The sequence below is a fragment of the Halorussus salilacus genome (genome assembly GCF_024138125.1).
Lineage (GTDB): Archaea > Halobacteriota > Halobacteria > Halobacteriales > Haladaptataceae > Halorussus > Halorussus salilacus.
The window spans coordinates 952677-969296 of record NZ_CP099993.1; the positions used below are offsets into that span (position 1 = coordinate 952677).

14 protein-coding genes are annotated in these 16620 nt (G+C 65.1%); 8 read left to right on the plus strand and 6 right to left on the minus strand.

All coding sequences use genetic code 11. The features are described from left to right. The first annotated feature begins 9 nt into the window (after positions 1-9). The 3 genes from NGM10_RS04880 (at position 10) to NGM10_RS04890 (ending at position 3239) form a co-directional block, all read left to right on the plus strand. Positions 10-1770, plus strand: a complete 1761-nt coding sequence (locus NGM10_RS04880; protein WP_253482392.1) for a 2-oxoacid:acceptor oxidoreductase subunit alpha — start codon at positions 10-12, stop codon at positions 1768-1770. After that, a complete protein-coding gene (locus NGM10_RS04885) occupies positions 1767-2630 on the plus strand; it encodes a 2-oxoacid:ferredoxin oxidoreductase subunit beta (RefSeq protein WP_253482393.1) in 864 nt (287 codons plus the stop codon). The genes NGM10_RS04880 and NGM10_RS04885 overlap by 4 nt, the downstream gene beginning before the upstream one ends. Before the next feature lie 177 nt (positions 2631-2807). After that, entirely contained in the window at positions 2808-3239 is a 432-nt protein-coding gene (locus NGM10_RS04890) for a hypothetical protein (protein ID WP_253482394.1), read from the plus strand. A gap of 127 nt (positions 3240-3366) precedes the next feature. Here the strand turns inward: NGM10_RS04890 and NGM10_RS04895 are convergent, their stop codons facing one another. Further along, positions 3367-4515: a hypothetical protein gene (locus tag NGM10_RS04895; RefSeq protein ID WP_253482396.1), complete on the minus strand. Its 1149-nt coding sequence runs from the start codon at positions 4513-4515 to the stop codon at positions 3367-3369. A gap of 751 nt (positions 4516-5266) precedes the next feature. On the opposite strand from NGM10_RS04895, the gene NGM10_RS04900 reads away from it, so the two are divergent. Continuing rightward, positions 5267-6499, plus strand: a complete 1233-nt coding sequence (locus NGM10_RS04900) for a digeranylgeranylglycerophospholipid reductase (RefSeq protein ID WP_253482398.1) — start codon at positions 5267-5269, stop codon at positions 6497-6499. A 69-nt stretch (positions 6500-6568) separates the two neighbouring features. Here the strand turns inward: NGM10_RS04900 and NGM10_RS04905 are convergent, their stop codons facing one another. Further along, positions 6569-8140 carry an AMP-binding protein gene (locus NGM10_RS04905; RefSeq protein ID WP_253482400.1) on the minus strand — a complete coding sequence of 524 codons (1572 nt, stop codon included), beginning with the start codon at positions 8138-8140 and terminating at the stop codon, positions 6569-6571. Beyond that, positions 8133-8954, minus strand: coding sequence for an alpha/beta fold hydrolase (locus NGM10_RS04910; RefSeq protein ID WP_253482403.1), 822 nt, complete (start codon positions 8952-8954; stop codon positions 8133-8135). Before NGM10_RS04910 ends, NGM10_RS04905 begins: the two co-directional genes overlap by 8 nt. 88 nt (positions 8955-9042) lie before the next feature. Here NGM10_RS04910 and NGM10_RS04915 point away from each other — a divergent pair, with 88 nt between their 5' ends. Together NGM10_RS04915 and NGM10_RS04920 are read left to right on the plus strand one after the other, a co-directional pair. Next, positions 9043-9444, plus strand: coding sequence for a MaoC family dehydratase (locus NGM10_RS04915; RefSeq protein ID WP_253482406.1), 402 nt, complete (start codon positions 9043-9045; stop codon positions 9442-9444). Positions 9445-9483: 39 nt separating this feature from the next. After that, positions 9484-10740 (plus strand): DUF7827 domain-containing protein, encoded by a 1257-nt coding sequence (locus tag NGM10_RS04920; protein ID WP_253482409.1) that lies wholly within the window; start codon positions 9484-9486, stop codon positions 10738-10740. A 13-nt stretch (positions 10741-10753) separates the two neighbouring features. On the opposite strand, the gene proS is transcribed toward NGM10_RS04920, so the two are convergent. Together proS and NGM10_RS04930 are read right to left on the minus strand one after the other, a co-directional pair. Next, complete coding sequence (gene proS / locus NGM10_RS04925; RefSeq protein ID WP_253482411.1) at positions 10754-12211, minus strand: proline--tRNA ligase; 1458 nt, start codon at positions 12209-12211, stop codon at positions 10754-10756. A gap of 523 nt (positions 12212-12734) precedes the next feature. Beyond that, positions 12735-13202 carry an 8-oxo-dGTP diphosphatase gene (locus NGM10_RS04930; protein ID WP_253482413.1) on the minus strand — a complete coding sequence of 156 codons (468 nt, stop codon included), beginning with the start codon at positions 13200-13202 and terminating at the stop codon, positions 12735-12737. A gap of 68 nt (positions 13203-13270) precedes the next feature. Between NGM10_RS04930 and NGM10_RS04935 the strand changes: the two genes are divergently transcribed. Then, a complete protein-coding gene (locus tag NGM10_RS04935; protein ID WP_253482416.1) occupies positions 13271-13693 on the plus strand; it encodes a dual specificity protein phosphatase family protein in 423 nt (140 codons plus the stop codon). 18 nt (positions 13694-13711) lie between these two features. On the opposite strand, the gene NGM10_RS04940 is transcribed toward NGM10_RS04935, so the two are convergent. Next, complete coding sequence (locus tag NGM10_RS04940; protein ID WP_253482419.1) at positions 13712-14200, minus strand: DUF7984 family protein; 489 nt, start codon at positions 14198-14200, stop codon at positions 13712-13714. A 399-nt stretch (positions 14201-14599) separates the two neighbouring features. Here NGM10_RS04940 and NGM10_RS04945 point away from each other — a divergent pair, with 399 nt between their 5' ends. Next, positions 14600-16525, plus strand: coding sequence for a beta-CASP ribonuclease aCPSF1 (locus tag NGM10_RS04945; protein WP_253482422.1), 1926 nt, complete (start codon positions 14600-14602; stop codon positions 16523-16525). Positions 16526-16620: the final 95 nt, after the last annotated feature.

The window sequence follows — 16620 nt, forward strand, 5'->3', positions numbered from 1 at the left end:
TAGCTAGGAATGCCAGACGACCTGAACTGGGCCATCGGCGGCGAAGCCGGCGATGGGATCGACTCGACGGGGAAGATCTTCGCGCAAGCGCTCTCGCGCGCGGGACGACACGTATTCACTTCCAAGGACTTCGCGTCCCGCATCCGCGGGGGGTACACCGCGTACAAAATCCGTAGCTCGACCGACCGCGTCCAGAGCGTCGTGGACCGACTCGACATTCTCGTCGCGCTGACCGAGCGCACCATCGACGAGAACATGGACGAACTCCACGAGGGGAGCGTCATCATCTACGACGGCGAGCGCACCGAGATGCAGGACGTCGAGGTGCCCGAGGGGATGATCGGCCTCGACGTTCCGCTCCAAGGCCTCGCCGAGGAGGCTGGGGGAGCCATCATGCAGAACGTCGTCGCGCTCGGCGCGGCGTGCGAGGTGACGAACTTCCCCATCGAGAACCTCGACTCCGCGCTGGAGAAGAAGTTCGGTAGCAAGGGTGAGTCGCTCGTCGAGAACAACAAGCAGGCCGCCCGGAAGGGCCAGGAGTACGTGGCCGAGGAGTACGACCACGAGTTCGACTACGACCTCGACACGACCGACAACGACTACGTCCTGCTCAACGGCGACGAGGCAATCGGGATGGGGGCCATCGCGGCTGGCTGTCGGTTCTACGCCGGATACCCGATCACCCCCGCGACCGACGTGATGGAGTACCTCACCGGCCGCATCGAGCGGTTCGGCGGCGAGGTCGTTCAGGCCGAAGACGAGCTCTCGGCCATCAACATGGCGCTGGGCGCGGCCCGCGCCGGAGCGCGCTCGATGACCGCGACCTCCGGGCCGGGCATCGACCTGATGACCGAGACGTTCGGGCTGGTCGCCCAGAGCGAGACGCCGCTGGTCATCTGCGACGTGATGCGCTCGGGTCCCTCGACCGGGATGCCGACCAAGCAGGAGCAGGGCGACCTCAACATGACCCTCTACGGCGGTCACGGCGAGATTCCGCGGTTCGTGGTCGCGCCGACCAACATCGCCGAGTGCTTCCACAAGACCGTCGAGGCGTTCAACTTCGCCGAGAAGTACCAGACGCCGGTCTTCCTGGTCTCGGACCTCGCGATGGCGGTCACCGAGCAGACGTTCGAACCCGAGGAGTTCGACATGGACGAGGTCGAGATCGACCGCGGGAAGGTCGTCGACGAGGACGAGGTCGAGGCCTGGACCGACGAGAAGGGCCGGTTCCAGCCCCACTTCCCGACCGCCGACGGCATCAGCCCCCGGGCGTTCCCCGGCACCGACGGCGCGGCCCACATGTCGACCGGCCTCGAACACAACTCGCTCGGTCGCCGGACCGAGGACACCGAGGTTCGCGTCGAGCAGGTCGACAAGCGCAACCGGAAGGTCGAGACCGCCCGCGAGGAGGAGGACTGGGAGGTCCGGGAGTTCGGAAATCCCGACGCCGACAACCTCGTCATCTCGTGGGGGTCGAACGAGGGCGCGATGCGCGAGGCCCTCGGGTTCCTCGAAGACGACGGCATCGACGTTCGGTTCCTCTCGGTACCGTACATCTTCCCGCGGCCCGACCTCAGCGACGACATCGAGGCCGCCGACGAGGTCATCGTGGTCGAGTGCAACGAGACCGGGCAGTTCGCCAACCTGCTCGAACGTGACGCGCTCACCCGTCTGAAGCGCGTCAACAAGTACAACGGCGTGCGGTTCAAGGCCGACGAGCTGGCAGACGACATCAAAGAGCGACTCGAAGCCGAGGAGGTTAGAGCATGAGTTCCGAGGTACGATTCACCGACTTCAAATCCGACAAGCAGCCGACGTGGTGCCCCGGATGCGGGGACTTCGGTACGATGAACGGCATGATGAAGGCGCTGGCCGAGACCGGCAACAGCCCCGACGACACGTTCGTGGTCGCGGGTATCGGCTGTTCCGGCAAGATCGGCACCTTCATGCACAGCTACGCGCTCCACGGCGTCCACGGCCGGGCGCTCCCGGTGGGCACGGGTGTCAAACTCGCCAACCCCGACCTCGAAGTGATGGTCGCGGGCGGCGACGGCGACGGCTACTCCATCGGCGCGGGCCACTTCGTCCACGCGGTCCGCCGGAACGTCGACATGACCTACGTGGTGATGGACAACCGCATCTACGGCCTGACCAAGGGGCAGGCCTCCCCGACCTCGCGGGAGGACTTCGAGACCAGCACGACCCCCGAGGGACCGAAACAGCCGCCGGTCAACCCCCTCGCGCTCGCCCTCTCGGCGGGCGGGAGCTTCATCGCCCAGTCGTTCTCCACGGACGCCCAGCGACACACCGAAATCGTCAAGCAGGCCATCGAGCACGACGGCTTCGGCTTCGTCAACGTCTTCAGCCCCTGCGTGACGTTCAACGACGTGGACACCTACGACTACTTCCGGGACTCCATCGTGGACCTCGAAGACGAGGACCACGACCCGACCGACCGCGACGCCGCGAAGGACAAAATCCTCGACGCCGACAAGGAGTATCAGGGCATCCTCTACCAGAACGAGGAGAGCGTCCCCTACTCGGAACTCCACGGCCTCGATAGCAACATGGCCGACATCCCGGACGGCGCGCCCGAGGGCGCGATGGACCTCGTTCGGGAGTTCTACTGATACCGTAGTTCTTTTAGTGAATTTTCAGTCGTTCTCGGCTTCGAAACAAAGTACAGTCTTCGTTCATTTAGAGCAATAGTCTGCGTAGTATTGAGTAAACAGTTGGTTTCAATCAGTAGCCGAATTACAAGACGTAAACCACCGAAAATATTTATAGACTGAACAACACTATGTAATATGAACGTGCGAGACAATCGTACCTTCTTCATCGGAGTCGATACGGAGATGACGAAAATGTGGGGTCTCGGTGCAGTTGCGCTTCTCGTCGCTTCTATCAGCTATTTCGCGGCGATAAAAACGCTCGACTTTCCGGAGTTCCATTCGGTACTCTGGTGGGAAGGGTTCGCCGCACTGTTGGTGTCCGTAATTGCTGTCCAAGCGTACTCAAACGAAGGCCTGTTGGTGAGTTGGACGATTGCGGCGGCAGCGTTGATAGGAGTAACCGCGAACTACGGTGGAATCGGAATCACTGAGTCGCCACCAGAGTTAGTAGAACTAGCTGGATTGATTGCTGTTGGAAGTCTTGTAGGTGGTCTTATATTTGGGACGCTTGGCTTCGCTATTGGGTGGATGTTTCGAGTGACCCTGTCGGAAGCTACCAACCGTTAATAAACCATACCTTTCAGTGGCTGTTTTATAAATAGACCCCACAATAACTATATGACAGACCACCAACTTATGTCCTCGGCGAAATAGCGTACGTTCGTTACATAGTACAAAAATAGATGTGAAGCGTTTAAACGTAGGTATATCCGTGGTTATCCTCAATCCACCATGCCGATGCGCCGAACACACGTCCGTTTGCAGCAGGGTCACGGCCGTTGCACGTTCCGGCTACCCCGACCTGATCATGTCCTACTTGTTGGTACGCAATTGAACCGCTGTCACCGTCGTCGAAGTCTCCGCTTTTACCCCACTTCAATCGGTGATTTCGATCACTACACCCATCTTGAATGTATCCGATGTATCCATTTGCAGACCGGATCTTCCCCGACGTTTCGCATGTTGTGATTCCTCGCTTGGTCAGATTCTCGTCGTTGGCGATCTTGTCTTGCAACGCGTCTTTCGTAAACTGCTTCACGATGGTCAGGTCAGTCGTGGTGCCATTGGAGTCGGCGAGCGAATACGTCGGTTCGTGACCGTTTATTGGTTCGGCAGCGACAAAGTCGTCTCTGCAATGTTGGTCCACCACGTCACCGATAGCTTCGTCCTCATCTTGATTGTACAACTTTCTCGTCAGCGGATCGTCTTTATAAAATATGTGTTGGCAAGTAGAGAAATACATTTTGCCGTCCTTGTGCAACGGTGCGCCCATGGTACAATGCGTGTCATTGTAGCCAGCTTCCATTTCGGCACCTGTAGGAACATACTCGCCGTAGTCAGTCTCGTAACAACCAAGTTCGAAACTACCGGTTTCGTGAACATCTACCGGTACCCCGTCTATCTCAGCAGGGATTTCCTCGCGCGCTTTTTGACTGGATGGAAGTTCAGGACCGGCCGTCTTTTCGGTATTCTGGAGTATTCCGACTTCGATTTTTGGGCCGGACCCACCGTGTTTTGGCGGTATCAGATCAACTTCGGTGACGTAACTTCTTGATTCGAAGTTGGTCTGTTCCCGAATCTGTTCTGCTTTCCTAAGTGATTGATACCAGTCTTTTGATACCTCTTTGGTCTCCATAGTAAGTGGCGAAGACGTATCGCCGAGTTTCTCACGTCGAAGTGCGTAATCAATCTCAGCGAACTTTCCGCTGAGGGGATCGCTCTGTGCGGTACCGATGGTGGACAAACCAATTGTACCGACGCCAGCCGCCCCGACGGCACTCAGTATCTCACGCCGATCCATGTTTTCGCAACCAAAACCACTTCCTTCGGTCTTTCTTGACATCGCAATTATAATCCAAATGTATATAAATATATAATTTTCTACAGTGAACTGAAATAATAGCTCGTTGTTGGGGCGGCGGAAGCCGCTCGCTTCCCCTTCCACTCCTTCGAACGCGGCCTTCGGTACCAACCCGGGCCGCACAACCGAGGGCGCGATGGACCTCGTTCGGGAGTTCTACTGAGCGATTCGGTCTCCGACCGACCGCGTTTCTCCGCACCCGCGAAAGATCGACGGAACGGCGGGACCCATCTTCTGGCGTGCAACCGTCGGGCTCTCCGGACCCCGTCTGGATGGCGGTCGTGGCCGCCGCCGTCGTCGCGCTCGTGGGCCTCGCTCGACTCCTCGTGACGAGAGCGAAGTGACCGCCGCCGAAAGTGACCGCCACCGAGACGGGACTCGCGCGCCGCGCGGCGCGCGAGTCCCGTCGCCGGGTCCGCGCCGGACCGTCTTACTCGCCCGTCCCCGACGTGTTATGTCACGGTCCTTTTGCCCGCGTTGTGCCAACAGAATGCCGATTTGAGCGCGTTTGCGTCCGTTTTTTATGGGAGTGGCGTCAACCCGCAGTAGAGATGACTGCGGACGAATATGACACTCTCGTCGGGGCCGGGACGGGGACCGCGTTCGGCCGGGACGCTCCCGCGCGGAGCGCCCGACTCCGACGGACTCTGCGGAACTATCGGCGGGGTCGGCGACTGACGGGACCGACCGGCCGGGAGCGCCGACGAACGAACCGGAACCGAGGGAGTCGGCCATGACCGACCGCTTCGACGTTATCGTCGCGGGTGCGGGTCCCGCGGGCGCGCAGTGCGCTCGGGACCTCGCCACGCGGGGCTACGACGTGGTCGTCCTCGAGACCGAACCCGAAGACGAGTTCCCGCGCCAGAGCAACAAGTCGACCGCGGGGACCTTCCCCTCCATGATGTCGGCGTTCGGCGTGCCCGACGACGTGGTGATGCAGTACACCGACAGCGTGGTGCTCGAATCGCCCACCGACCACTTCGTCCAGCACCAACCCGGCGCGGTGCTGGAGTTCGCCGACTTCAAGCGCTGGCTGGTGGCCGACGGCCGCGAGGAGGGCGCGGAGTACTGGTTCGACGCTAGGGTCTCCAAGCCCGTGACCGAGGACGGCGAGATAATCGGCGTCGAGTACGGCGGCGGCCAGGAGGTGTACGCCGACATCGTCGTTGACGCGACCGGTCCCGCCGCGCCGCTGGCGAAGAAACTCGACGTGGTCGACCTCGAACGCAAGCATCAGGCCATCGGCATCGAGTACGAACTGGAGGGCATCGACATCGACGCCGAGGGGTACGCCGACCTCCACGACGCGATGATGTTGCGGCTCGACCACGACATCGCGCCGGGGGGCTACTCGTGGATATTCCACACCGGCGAGGACACCGCGAAGGTCGGCCTCTGCTACATCCAGAACGACGCCCACCGCGACTACGCCAAAGACGGGATGGGTATCGACGACTACCTCCAGTACTGGCTCGACACCGACCCGCGGTTCGCCGACGCCGAACGCATCGCGGGGAAGGTCCACCGCGGGTCGGCCCACATCCAGATGCCCGACGGCCTCAGCACGGACAACTTCATGGCGGTCGGCGACACCGTCCCGACCATCGACCCGCTCTGGGGCGAGGGCATCCACAAGGGGATGAAGTCGGGGCGGGCCGCCGCCATGACCGCAGACCGGTGTTTCATGCCCGACGACCCCGACACCTCCGCGGAGGCGATGTCCATCTACGACGAACTCTGGCACTCGGAGGTCGCGCCCAAGATGCGGACCCGCCTGCTGATGACCCAACTCCTGTATCTGGCGCGCAACGAGCGCTACGACACCCTGATGGCCGACCTCAAGCGGATGGACTACGACTCGCTGAGCGACGCCAACAGCGGGAGCCTCCGCGACATCGCGAAGTTGCTCCACGCCGGGGACCTCCCGCTTCTCGCGCGGTTCGCGAGGGAACGGCTGGCGGAGTAACGGTTCGTCCCGGCGAGCCTCGGTCGCGAGCGCGCTCCCGCGGGAGCGCGCTCGCGACCCCGTTTCGGGCTACTCCTCGCCGAACTCGTCCTCGACCGCCTGCCGGTCTATCTTCGAGGGGCCCGACATCGGCATCTCCTCGACGAACGCGAGGTGGCGCGGCCGTTTGAACCGCGCGAGCCTGTCCTTCAGGAAGTCGGTGAGTTCGTCGAGAGTCAGCGACTGCTCGCCCTGCACGACCGCCTTGCCGACCTGTCCCCACTGCTCGTCGGGCACGGGGACCACCACGACCTCCTCGACCTTCGGGTGGTCGGCGATGCGGTCCTCGACCGCGGCGGGATAGACGTTCTCGCCGCCCGAGACGTACATGTGCTTCTTGCGCCCCTCGATGTAGTAGTAGCCCGACTCGTCCCTGCGCGCGAGGTCGCCGGTCGAGACCCAGCCATCGCCGAAGGTCTCCGCGCTTTCGTCCTCGTTGCGCCAGTAGCGGTCGGCGGCGTGGGGGCTCGCGAGTTCGAGTTCGCCGATCTCGCCGTCGGGCAGTTCCTCGCCGTCGTCTGCGACCACGCGGGCGTCGACGTGCATCGCGGGCACCCCGACGCTGTCGGCCAACTCCCTCGGCCACCCGTCGGGCATGGTGAAGTTGTTCGGGCCGCACTCGGTCAGGCCGTACCCCTGCGAGAGGTCGACCCCTCGGTCCCACCACGCCTCCATCACCGATTCGCGGCAGGGGCCGCCGCCCGACTTGGCGAATCGCAGGGTCGAGAGGTCGGTGTCGGCCCAGTCGTCGTGGTCGGCCATCATCCGGAGGACCGCCGGGACCGCCACGAGGACGGTCGCGCCCTCCGACTCGACGAGGTCGAGGACCTCGCTCGGTTCGAACTCGCGGGCGAGCACGACGGTCGCCCCGAGGTGGAAGAGGGGCACCGTGAGGACGTTCCACCCGCCGGTGTGGAACATCGGGAACACCATCGGCGTCACGTCCTCGGGCCGGAGTCCCCACGCCGTGATGGTGTTGAAGGAGTTCCAGAGGATCGAACCGTGGGTCAGCACCGTCTCCTTCGGGACGCCCGTCGACCCCCCGGTGTGGAGGAACAGGTGGGGGTCGTCCATCGAGACGTCGGCGGTCTCGACCGGCGAGTCGTCGTCGGGGAGTCGGTCGGGCCACGCGACCCGGTCGAGACCGACCGATTCCTCGGAGTCCGAGGAATCGGTCGGAAGCGTCACCACCGAACAGTCGAACGCCCGCTCCTCGCGGGCGAGCACGTCGCCCGCGAGGTCGGCGAACGGCTCCTCGACCACGAGAAGTGACGGTTCCACGTTGTTCAGCATCTCGACCAGCTCGGCCGCCGCGAGGCGGTGCGAAAGCGGCGCGAGGACGCTTCCGGTCTTGGCGGTGGCGAAGAACAGGTCCACGAGTTCGGGGCGGTTCCGCGAGAGGACCGCGACCCGGTCGCCCCGGTCGAGTCCCGACTCCCGGAGGAACCGAGCGACCCGATTCGCCCGGCGGTCCAGTTCGGCGTAGGTGTATCGGTCGCCGGTCGTCGCGTCCACCAGCCCCACCGCGTCGGGCGACAGCCGGGCGCGCTTCTCGCTCCACGCGCCCACCCAGTCGTAGGGGCGCTGGTCGTGACTACGCATCGTTCAGGAACTCCGCGAGGCAGTCGTTCACGTCGTCGGCGCGCTCGATGAAGAAGAGATGCGAGCCCCCCTCGAAGAGCGCGAGGCGGCTGTTCGGCAGGTCGCGGTGGAGCAGGTCGGCGTTCCCGACCGGCAACACCCGGTCGGCCGTCCCGTGGGCTACGAGCGTCGGAACCCGAATCTCGTCGAGGCGGTCGCTCGCGTCGAACGCCGCGACCCCGGCGGCCTGCGCCTGCCGGGCCTCGTCGGGCGCGTCGGTCTCCAGTCGCCACTCGACGATGTCCGAAATCAGGTCGTCGTTCTCCGCCCAGAAGCCGTCGGTCATCGCGGGCTTCATCTTGTACCGAATCGCCTCGCGCTCGTCGGCATCGGCTGGAACGTCGAACATCCGCCGCTGGGTCTCGGGCGGCGTCTCGACGGCCTCCTCGCCCCCAGGCGAGGTGCAGAGCAGGGCGAGGCTCTCGGCGCGGTCGTAGTCGAGGGCGTACCGCTGGGCGATCATCCCGCCCATGCTCGCACCGATTACGTGGGCGCGCTCGACCCCGACCGAATCGAGGACCGCGTCGAGGTCGCTCGCCATCTCCGCGACGGTGTAGGGCCCCTCGGGTGCGTCCGAGTCGCCGGTGCCGCGGTTGTCCCACACCACGACCCGGTAGCCCTCGTCTCGGAGTCGGTCGCGCTGCCAGCGCCACATCCACCGGCCGTAGCCGAGCCCCTCCACGAGGACGACCGTCTCGGCGTCCCCGTCGGCGGCATCGACCGGTTCGGCGGTCTCGTAGGAGAGCGAGACGCCGTCGTTGTCGGCATAAGGCATGGGTGAACCCACGGACGACCCCGCCTTCAAAACCCCGTTTCACATGTTAACCCCCGGATTGATTCGCCGCGCGGCCCGACGTTCGACCATGCCAGTCGCAACTGTCGAGGACACCGCTGAGGCGACCCTGACGGTCACCGAGGGACTCATCGACGACTACGCCGACCTCACCGGCGACGACAACCCCATCCACCGCGACGCCGAGTACGCCAGCGAGACCCTCTTCGGCGGCCGGGTCGCCCACGGGATGCTGTCGGCGGGCGTCGTCAGCGCCGCCCTCGCCGACCTGCCGGGCGATATCGTCTACCTCTCTCAGGACCTCGACTTCGAGAACCCGGTCCGACCCGGCCAGACCGTGACCGCGACCGCCACCGTGGTCGAGGACCTCGGGGACGACCGGATTCGGGTCGAGACGGTCGCGGAGACCGACGAGGAACGCGTGCTGTCGGGCGAGGCCGTCGTGCTGTCGCTCCCCCACGAGGGCGAGTGAGGCGGAAGATACTTCTCAGATTGGTTAGAATGCAGATATATGTCGTCCGCCCTCCACCGACGACTACTCGTCTGTATCGTAGCGATTACGTCGATGACCGCCGGACTCCCCGCACCGACCGGCGCGACGCTCGCGACCGCTGACGACCCGCGCGTCGAGTTCGCGGAACCGACCATTCACCACGAACAGCGCGGCGACGCGGTCGAAGTCGGTGTCCGTCTCTCCGAAACCGACACCGCGACGCTCAGAATCGGTTCCCCGGCCGAGCGGCACTTGGCGACCGTCACCGCGCGAGACGCCGACGGTGACGGCAGAGTGACGGTACGGTTCAACACGTACGACGGGACGTTCGAGGCGACCGGTGAGGACGCCGTGGCGGTCCGCGAGCGGTCGAACGCCTCGACGCCGGTCGCGACCGGCACGTACGACCTCGAACTCTGGTCCGGAAACGCGACCGACGGCGAGGTCACGACCGCCAGTCGGCTCACCGTGAACAAACGAACCACCGACGAACTGCGGACGTGGGTCGCGTCCGAGTCCGCGAATCTCTCGAACCGGACCGAGCTTCACGCGGCGATGGTGGCGGGGACCCTGACCCGAAGCGACGCGGTCACTCGGAACGGCACGCTCGTCCTCGAACTCCAAGCGTCCGGGCTCGAAGGCGCGCTGGCCGCGCGAAACGAGTCGAACGTCACCGCCGAGTTCTTCGGACTGCTCGAAGACGGGGCCGCGAATCTCGAGGTCCGTCATATAAACCCCGGTCCCTCCGTCCCGCCGAAAGAGATTCGCCTCGCAGAACACGACTCGACCCACCTCGTCCCCGACGCCCGCAACGACACCTACTACCTCGTCACCGACCTCTCCGACGCGAACGTCACCGACAGCTACGGCGGGGCCGAACTCAGCGTACGCGACGAGTACGAGGCGAACCTCTCGGTCGCCGGGTCGTCGGCGCTCGCGTCGAGCGGAACCGAGTCGGTCACCGCGGAGTTCGGTATGGCCGAGTCCCGCGAGGAGGTCGCCGACGCGACGACCGCGACTTCGACCACCGAAGACACGACGACGGACTCGGCCACCGAGCCCACGACGACGACGGACTCGACCACCGACGCACCGATGTCGGACGCGACGACCGAGTCGCCGACCGCGACCTCGGTCGGGACGGAGACGACCGCCCCCGAAACGGAGGGCGAGATTCCCGGATTCGGCCTCGGCGCGGCGCTGGTCGCGCTGGTCGCGCTGGTCGCGGGCGCGACCAGCGCGCCCGCGACCTTCGGGCGGAGACGGCGAAAATAACGGAGACGGGCGCTCAGTACGACTTCGCGAAGTAGGCGGTCTCGCAGGCCTCGTCGCCACAGACGCCGCACTCCTCGCCGATGGGTTCGGCGTCGCGGTCCATCGGAACCATCACGATTTCAGCGGCGATCTCCTCCTTGATGACCTGCTCGCAGGCCTCGTCGCCACACCACGGCGTCTTGACGTAGCCGCCGTACCGGCCGATGGTGCCCAGTATCTCGGAGGTCTCGTAGGCCTCGCGGACGTTCTCTTCGAGGTTCTCCTCGGCGGCCGCGTAGAGCTTGTCGTAGACCGCCTCGAAGTGGTCCTCGATGGTCTCGGCGACGTACTCGCGGTCCTCGACGCTGTCCTCGCCGTCGGGACGGTGGACGACGGTGAGTTCGTCGTCCTCGACCTCGTTGGGTCCGATCTCGATGCGGACGGGCACGCCCTTCAGCTCCCACTCGTTGAACTTGAAGCCGGGGTTGCGCTCGTCGCGGTCGTCGAGTTCGACCCGGACGCCCGCGGCTTCGAGGTCGTCGGCCACGCCCTCGGCGTAGTCGAGGACCTCCTCGCGGGTGTCCTCGCTCCAGATGGGGACGATGACGACCTGCTCGGGCGCGATGGTCGGGGGGACGACGAGCCCCTGGTCGTCGCTGTGGGTCATGATGAGCGCGCCCAGCGCGCGCCACGACAGGCCCCACGAGGTGGTGTGGGCGACCTGCTCTTCCTCGTCCTCGTCGGTGAAGGTGAGGTCGTAGGCCTCCGCGAACCCCTGTCCGAGGTAGTGGGAGGTCCCGCCCTGCACCGACTTGCCGTCGGGCATCAGCGCCTCGACCGTGGTGGTGGTGTGCGCGCCGGGGAACTTGTCGTGCTCGGGCTTGCGACCCCGGAGGACCGGAATAGCGAGCACGTCCTCGTACAGGCGCTCGTACTGGCCGAGGCGGGTCATCGTCTCATCCCACGCTTCGTCTTCGGTCTCGTGGGCGGTGTGGCCCTCCTGCCAGAGGAACTCTTTGGTCCGGAAGAACGGCTTGGTCTCGGTGGCCTCCCACCGGATGACGCTACACCACTGGTTCAGCCGGAGGGGGAGGTCGCGGTGGCTCCGGACCCAGTTGCTCATGAACGGCGTGATGATGGACTCGCTGGTGGGCCGGAACGCGAGTCGCTCTTCGAGTTCGTCGTGGCCGCCGTGGGTCACCCACGCCACCTCGGGGTCGAACCCCTCGACGATGTCGCTCTCGCGTTCGAGGTAGCTCTCGGGGATGAGCGCGGGGAAGTAGGCGTTCTGCGAGCCGGTCTGCTTGAACCACGAGTCGAGGTGGTCCTGGACGCCCTCCCAGAGGGCGTACCCGCGGGGTCGGGTGACGATGAACCCGCCCATGGGCGCGTAGTCGGCGAGTTCGGCCTTCTGGACGACCTCGGCGTACCAGTCGCCGGGCGAGTACTCCTTCTGCTCGGTGATACCGAGTTCCTGCTCGTTGTCGCTCATTGGGTAGTGATTTCACTGAGGCGGTCTTAAATGCGATGAAGCTTTGGTAACGGGTCGAGGTCGTGGTATTTGGTGGGAGGAAATCGCATGGGAGGTAACGAGAGCAACGACTGGAGGGCGAGTGAAGCTAGCTACTGCCGTCACCTATGAAGACCGCAACCGCACCGCGACCGCGGGCCACACGCCTCCCCAGCCGATTCGCTCACTCGCTCCTTCCAGTCGCTCGTTCGCTCATCCCTCGCGCGCTGATGGCGCGGCCTCGAACGGCGAGGCCGCGCCAGCGCGCGCCGTGACTTTCGATTGAATTCGTGAATCGTCAGTTCCAGCGTGGCGCGCGGCTGTCGCGCCCTCGTGGCGCGACACACTCGTGCGAGGGACGAGTATCGCAGGAAGCGAACGTAGTGAGCGACCGAGAAACGCAGTCGGTTGGGGAGGGCGTGGCCTGCGGTCGCGGTGCGGTCTCATTTGTACCGTGCGAGTAGCGGTCGCTGTAATGGCTCTCCTCGAATGGCTTCTCACATCTTCAAAACCCCACGCCCGTCTCCACGTCCCACTCCCGAAGCTCCTCACCGTCCGAATCGAACACAAATCGTCCTTCGAACGTCTCGCCGTCGAACAGGTGGGGCATCCAGTGGCGGTCGTCCTCCCACATATCGTCGTAGGGCACTTCCTCGTAGCCGAACCACTCGGGGTCGGCCTCCTCGCTCTCCTCGGGCTCGCCCGCAAAGTCCTCCGCGCGGAAGACGTGGACGAACATCTCGGGCGTCTCTCCGAACACGAACTCGAACTCCCCGACCTTCTCGGGGTCGCGCGGGGTCACGCCGATCTCCTCCTCGACCTCGCGGACCACGCACTCGCGGGGCGTCTCGCCGTCCTCGACCTTGCCGCCGGGGCCGACGTACAGCCCCTCGCCGAGGCCGCGCTTCTTCTCGATGAGTAGCACCTCCTCGTCACCGGGTCGCAGGAGGTAACAGAGGGTCGCGGGTTGCATACCGACTCGTCGGTCCAGCGGGGCCAAAAAACCGATGTTTAGTCGATGCAGACGAAAACGAGCCGTAGATGGACCAGATCGCACCCGGACTGTTCGTCGGGAGCATCGAGGCGGCCGCCGACGCAGACAGACAGGAGGCGGCCGGAATCACCACGGTCTGCAAGCTCACCCACGCCCTGCCGACCGGCGGCTATCCCGACGACGTGTCGCTCGTCGACGCGCCGATGATGGACGGGCCGAGGAACGACCCGGCCGCATTCCGGCGGGCCGTCGAGGCGGTCGTCGCCGCGCTGGACGCCCGCGAGACCGTGCTGGTCCACTGCTCTCGCGGGAGTTCCCGGAGTCCGGCGGTCGCGGCGGCCGCGCTCGCGGTCCGGCGGGACTGTTCGGTCGAGACCGCGCTCGCGGAGGTTCAGAAGTCGAGGGCCCAAGCAGACCCCCACCCGGCGCTCGTTCGACGGGCCGAGGACGCACTCGACGCCCTCGGGTGAGCGAGTCGGGGGAACGCGTCACTCCCGAGTCTCGACCGCGAAGGGACTCGCCCCCTCCGTCCAGTCCCACCCCGGCAGGCGGGTCTGGAATCCGGCCGCGAGCGCGGCGTCGAGGTCGTCCAGTCCCGCGGTGTCGTCGTCCGAGTGGGTCAGCAGGTCGGCGTAGTGGAACGTCGCCTCCCCGAGCAGGCCGAGGGGCTGGGCCCCCGCTATCGTCCCTGCGAGCCGTCTGCCCAGAAACTCGTCCACCACGAACCCCGGGTAGTCGCCCGCCACGTCCAGCTCCCGGAGGAGCCCCACGAGCGCGGCGACGTTGACCGCGAGGTCGCCGTCGGCGAAGACCGCGTCGGCTTCGCGCTCGTACTGCTCGACCGTGACCTCGTCCACGTCGGCGTCGAAGCGGTCGCCGAGGTCGGCCCGGACCTCGTTTATCAGCGGGACGGTCACGTCTGCTCGCTCGCGGACCCACCGGTACTCGTCGGCAACGGCGTCGCGCGTGAGTCGCATACCGGCCGGACGCGCCCGGCGACCTTGGATGTGTTCGTTTTGAGAAGGCTTTTATAACATCGGGGACTAGTGGCGACTAAGCGGGTTTTCCTGCGTCCCCGAATGAGCGTCCGGTCTGCGGCAGTCCCGCCGGGGACGCGGACTGCTCGCGCGTCGGCGCGAGTTACCATCCCGCGGAGAAGCGAAATCTATGCTGTGCTGTACTCTGCATCGTAGTCGTGACGGCATTACAACCGTATCGACAGCCGAACCGGTAGTTCACTCAGGCCCGACGAGCGTCGGACGCTGGGACCGTAGCTACCGGACTCGGCGACGACCCGGAAGACGGCGTCTTCCGGGTCGCGACGGCTACGAGCGGTCAGGACGGCACATCACAGACGAAGCCGACTTTTTCCCACTATGAGTAACGTAGATCAGCAACTCGAGGAACTGCGAGCAGAGATCAAAAGCGAGCTACCGAGCGACATCTCGGTGTCGGACGTCAAGTACGAGGGCCCGGAACTGGTCGTCTACACGCGCGACCCCAAGAAGTTCGCGCGCAACGGCGACCTCATCCGCCAGCTGGCGAGCCAGCTCCGCAAGCGCATCACGGTCCGTCCCGACCCCGACGTGCTATCGCGGCCCAAGGACGCCCGCGAGGACGTACTGGCGGTCATTCCCGACGAGGCGGGCGTCACCGACCTCGACTTCCACGCCGACACCGGCGAGGTCGTCATCGAGGCCGAGAAGCCCGGGATGGTCATCGGCAAGCACGGCTCGACCCTCCGGGAGATAACACAGGAGGTCGGGTGGACGCCCGAGGTGGTCCGCACGCCGCCCATCGAGTCCTCGACCGTCTCGAACGTCCGGAACTTCCTGAAACAGGAGCGCGACGAGCGACGGGACATCCTGGAGAAGGTGGGCCGACAGATCCACCGCGAGGAGATGTCCGACGACGAGTACGTCCGGGTGACCACGCTGGGGTGCTGTCGGGAGGTCGGTCGGGCCTCGTTCATCCTCTCGACGCCCGAGACCCGCATCCTCATCGACTGCGGCGACAAGCCGGGCGCGGAGGGCGAGGTTCCCTACCTCCAGGTCGCGGAGGCGCTGGGCGCGGGCGCGAACACCATCGACGCGGTGGTGCTCACCCACGCCCACCTCGACCACTCCGCGCTCATCCCCCTGCTGTTCAAGTACGGCTACGACGGCCCCATCTACACCACCGAACCCACCCGCGACCTGATGGGACTGCTCCAGCTCGACTACCTCGACGTCGCGGCCAAGGAGGGCCGCGCGCCGCCCTACGAGTCCGAGATGGTCCGGGAGGCCATCAAGCACACTATCCCGCTGGAGTACGGCGACGTGACCGACATCGCGCCCGACGTGAAGCTCACGCTCCACAACGCGGGCCACATCCTCGGGTCGGCCATCAGCCACTTCCACATCGGCGACGGCCTCTACAACGTCGCGTTCTCGGGCGACATCCACTACACCGACACCCGGCTGTTCAACGGCGCGGTCAACGACTTCCCGCGGGTCGAGACGCTCATCCTCGAATCCACCTACGGGGGTCGAAACGACTACCAGACCGACCAGGAGGACTCCGAGCGCAAGCTCAAGGAGGTCATCAACGAGACCTACGATCAGGGCGGGAAGGTCCTCATCCCCGCGTTCGCGGTCGGGCGCTCTCAGGAGATGATGCTCGTCATCGAGGAGGCGATGCGCAACGGCGACATCCCCGAGATGCCGGTCCACCTCGACGGCATGATCTGGGAGGCGACCGCCATCCACACCACCTACCCCGAGTACCTCCGCGACGACCTCCGGGACCGCATCTTCCACGAGGACGAGAATCCCTTCCTCGCCGACCAGTTCAACCACATCGACGGCGGCCAGGAGGAACGGCGCGAGGTCGCCGACGGCGGCCCCTGCATCATCCTCTCGACCTCCGGGATGGTCACCGGCGGCCCCATCATGTCGTGGCTCGACCACGTCGGCGGCGACCCCGACTCCCGCCTCGTCTTCGTCGGCTATCAGGCACAGGGAACCCTCGGTCGGCGCATCCAGAACGGCTGGGACGAGATTCCGATGAACCGCGGCGGCCGAAGCGGTCGGAACGGCACCCTGAAGCTGAAGGTCGACGTCGAGACTGTCGACGGCTTCTCCGGGCACGCCGACCGGCAGGGCCTGATGAACTTCGTGAAGACGATGAGTCCCCGCCCCGAGAAGGTGCTGTGCGTCCACGGCGACGAGTCCTCGACGCAGGACCTCTCGTCGGCGCTCTACCACGAGTTCAACATGCGGACCTTCGCGCCCAAGAACCTCGAAACGTTCCGGTTCAAGTAGCGCGGCGGTCGTCAGCCCTCGCTTCTCCGCGATTCCGAGTCGCGTAGCAGTGGCTTCGTCCAGCGGGGACTGAATTTTTCACCCGAGACGCGACA

Coding starts and splice junctions, on each gene's coding strand:
- NGM10_RS04930 (WP_253482413.1), bottom strand. CDS start 13,202: ATGCAACCCGCGACCCTCTGTTACCTCCTGCGACCCGGTGACGAGGAG.
- NGM10_RS04945 (WP_253482422.1), top strand. CDS start 14,600: ATGAGTAACGTAGATCAGCAACTCGAGGAACTGCGAGCAGAGATCAAA.
- NGM10_RS04935 (WP_253482416.1), top strand. CDS start 13,271: ATGGACCAGATCGCACCCGGACTGTTCGTCGGGAGCATCGAGGCGGCC.
- NGM10_RS04895 (WP_253482396.1), bottom strand. CDS start 4,515: ATGTCAAGAAAGACCGAAGGAAGTGGTTTTGGTTGCGAAAACATGGAT.
- NGM10_RS04880 (WP_253482392.1), top strand. CDS start 10: ATGCCAGACGACCTGAACTGGGCCATCGGCGGCGAAGCCGGCGATGGG.
- NGM10_RS04920 (WP_253482409.1), top strand. CDS start 9,484: ATGTCGTCCGCCCTCCACCGACGACTACTCGTCTGTATCGTAGCGATT.
- proS (WP_253482411.1), bottom strand. CDS start 12,211: ATGAGCGACAACGAGCAGGAACTCGGTATCACCGAGCAGAAGGAGTAC.
- NGM10_RS04915 (WP_253482406.1), top strand. CDS start 9,043: ATGCCAGTCGCAACTGTCGAGGACACCGCTGAGGCGACCCTGACGGTC.
- NGM10_RS04900 (WP_253482398.1), top strand. CDS start 5,267: ATGACCGACCGCTTCGACGTTATCGTCGCGGGTGCGGGTCCCGCGGGC.
- NGM10_RS04885 (WP_253482393.1), top strand. CDS start 1,767: ATGAGTTCCGAGGTACGATTCACCGACTTCAAATCCGACAAGCAGCCG.
- NGM10_RS04910 (WP_253482403.1), bottom strand. CDS start 8,954: ATGCCTTATGCCGACAACGACGGCGTCTCGCTCTCCTACGAGACCGCC.
- NGM10_RS04905 (WP_253482400.1), bottom strand. CDS start 8,140: ATGCGTAGTCACGACCAGCGCCCCTACGACTGGGTGGGCGCGTGGAGC.
- NGM10_RS04940 (WP_253482419.1), bottom strand. CDS start 14,200: ATGCGACTCACGCGCGACGCCGTTGCCGACGAGTACCGGTGGGTCCGC.
- NGM10_RS04890 (WP_253482394.1), top strand. CDS start 2,808: ATGAACGTGCGAGACAATCGTACCTTCTTCATCGGAGTCGATACGGAG.